Below are 1,742 nucleotides of genomic sequence, written 5' to 3'. Positions count from 1 at the left end.
CGTCAGCTCTGAGGCCTGCAGGCATTTCATGATTTCGGCCTCAGGCAGGGCCGACAGCAGCATCCGCCCCATCGACGTGCAGTAAGCCGGCAGGCGCGAGCCCACGCCCAGGCTGATGCTCATGATCTTGTGCGTCGGCACACGCAGCACGTAGACGATGTCCGTGCCGTCCAGAGCCGCGGCCGAACACGACTCCTTGACCTCCGCGACCAGCGCTTCCATCACCGGCTCAGCCAGGTTCCAGATCGGCATGGAGGACAGATAGGCAAAGCCCAGATCCAGGATGCGCGGCGTGAGGCTGAACAGCTTGCCGTCGTTGTGCACGTAGCCTAGCGTCTCCAGCGTCAGCAAAATGCGGCGCGCGCCCGCACGGCTCAAGCCACTGCGACCGGCCACTTCAGTCAGTGTTTGCCGCGGTGCTTCAGTGCTGAACGAGCGTATAACCTCCAGCCCGCGCGCAAACGACTGGACGTAGGCGTCTCCGGGCTTCGGGCCGGTACTGGACGTGGATGCAGCGTTTGCCATGGTGATCAAAATCTCCTAGAATTCATTATACGAACTCTTGTTCTTATGTCGAACAATATTTAAGCGGTGGCTCAATGATTTCTGCAAGCCGCCCGCAGCTGGAGACTTTGGAATGATCAACAAAATTGCCGCCTCCGTCGCCGACGCGCTGGCGGATGTGAAAGACGGCTCAACCGTGCTGATTGGCGGCTTCGGCACTGCCGGCATCCCCAATGAGCTGATCGACGGCCTGATAGAGCAGGGCGCCAAAGACCTGACGGTAGTGAACAACAACGCCGGCAATGCCGAAACGGGCCTGGCGGCGCTGCTCAAGGCCGGGCGCGTGCGCAAGATCATCTGCAGCTTTCCGCGCCAGGCTGACAGCCAGGTGTTTGACGGCCTGTACCGCAGCGGCAAGCTCGAGCTCGAACTCGTGCCGCAAGGCAACCTGGCCGAGCGCATACGCGCCGCGGGCGCCGGCATAGGCGCCTTCTTCTGCCCCACGGGTTATGGCACCGAGCTGGCGCGCAACGCCGACGGCAGCGCCAAGGAAACCCGCGAAATCAACGGCAAGCAATACGTGCTTGAGATGCCTATCCGCGGTGACGTGGCCCTTATCAAGGCTGAGCGCGGCGACCGTTGGGGCAACCTCACCTACCGCATGGCCGCACGCAACTTTGGCCCGGTAATGGCGACCGCGTCGGAAAAGACGATTGCCACCGTGCACGAGATCGTCGAGCTCGGCGCGCTGGACCCCGAAGCCGTTGTGACCCCGGGCATCTTTGTCCATCACATCGTGAAGATTCAACGCACCGCCACGCAAGCAGGCGGTTTTAAAAAGGCGGCATGACCATGACCTACCAACGCCGTACCAAAGACCAGCTCGCAGCCCGCGTCGCGCAAGACATTTTTGACGGGGCCGTCGTCAACCTCGGCATCGGACAGCCCACGCTGGTAGCCAACCATTTGCCGGCCGGGCGCGAGGTTATTCTCCAAAGCGAAAACGGCATTCTCGGCATGGGACCTGCGCCTGCCGAAGGCGAGGAAGACTATGACCTGATCAACGCCGGCAAGCAGCCGGTAACGCTGCTCAAGGGTGGCTCCTTCTTCCACCATGCCGACAGTTTCGCGATGATGCGCGGGGGCCACCTCGACATCTGCGTACTGGGCGCGTTTCAGGTCTCGGCCACGGGCGACCTGGCCAACTGGAGCACCGGCGAGCCAGGCGCGATTCCCGC

General features: G+C 62.4%; 3 protein-coding genes. 2 read left to right on the top strand and 1 reads right to left on the bottom strand.

What is annotated here, in order from left to right; genetic code table 11:
- On the bottom strand, positions 1–525 hold a 525-nt coding region (locus AC1DWI_RS21810; protein WP_477725748.1), incomplete at its 3' end, for an IclR family transcriptional regulator domain-containing protein.
- 112 nt (positions 526–637) lie between these two features.
- Between AC1DWI_RS21810 and AC1DWI_RS21805 the strand changes: the two genes are divergently transcribed.
- Positions 638–1,354, top strand: coding sequence for a 3-oxoacid CoA-transferase subunit A (locus tag AC1DWI_RS21805; RefSeq protein WP_477668314.1), 717 nt, complete (start codon positions 638–640; stop codon positions 1,352–1,354).
- 2 nt (positions 1,355–1,356) lie between these two features.
- Positions 1,357–1,742: CoA-transferase (locus AC1DWI_RS21800; RefSeq protein WP_477725747.1), on the top strand; the 386-nt coding region annotated here is incomplete at its 3' end.

Source organism: Polaromonas sp. P3_C2 (assembly GCF_056402675.1).
This window is presented reverse-complemented; position numbering and strand designations above follow the sequence as displayed.

Bases quoted from the DNA above. Each gene is read 5' to 3' on its own strand.
- AC1DWI_RS21805 (WP_477668314.1), top strand. From the start codon at position 638: ATGATCAACAAAATTGCCGCCTCCGTCGCCGACGCGCTGGCGGATGTG.